2 protein-coding genes are annotated in these 466 nt (G+C 79.2%); both read left to right on the forward strand.

All coding sequences use genetic code 11. The annotated features are described in order from the left end of the window. On the forward strand, positions 1-276 hold a 276-nt coding region (locus GTW08_RS08710; protein WP_202416776.1), incomplete at its 5' end, for an alpha/beta hydrolase. A gap of 8 nt (positions 277-284) precedes the next feature. Next, positions 285-466, forward strand: a 182-nt coding sequence (locus GTW08_RS31675; protein ID WP_237453666.1) for a hypothetical protein, incomplete at its 3' end; no start/stop codon positions are given.

A 466-nucleotide genomic window follows, 5' to 3' on the forward strand; every position in this document is an offset into this window, starting at 1 on the left:
GCGCCGCTGACCGGCGCGGGCGCGCCGCCGGCGCTGGTGGTCGGCGGCCGGCTCGACCCGGTCACCCCCCACACCTGGGCGGAGCGGACGGCCGACACCCTGGACCGGGCGGTCCTGCTGACCCGTGAGGGTGTCGGGCACGGCTCGTACGGCACCGACCCCTGTGTCGACGCCGCGGTGGAGGCCACGCTGCTCGACACCACGCTGCCGGCGGCGGGCACCGTGTGCACACCGCCGCGGGCCACCACCCGTCCCGGGGCGGTCCCGGGCGGCTGAGGTCAGCCGTGCGCGAGCACGGCGAACAGGGCCGGCACCAGCACCGTCACCCCGGTCGCGAGCTCCAGGTAGTGGTCAGTTCCAGCAGCCCGGCCGTCCCGGTCGCCGGCCGCCGGGCCTCACCCCCGCACCGCCGCTGCGAGGGCCGCGAGGTCGTCGGGGTGCATCCGGGCCGGGCCCGGCTCCGGTG

The organism is Pseudonocardia sp. SID8383 (genome assembly GCF_009864975.1).
Taxonomy (GTDB): Bacteria; Actinomycetota; Actinomycetes; order Mycobacteriales; family Pseudonocardiaceae; genus Pseudonocardia; species Pseudonocardia alni.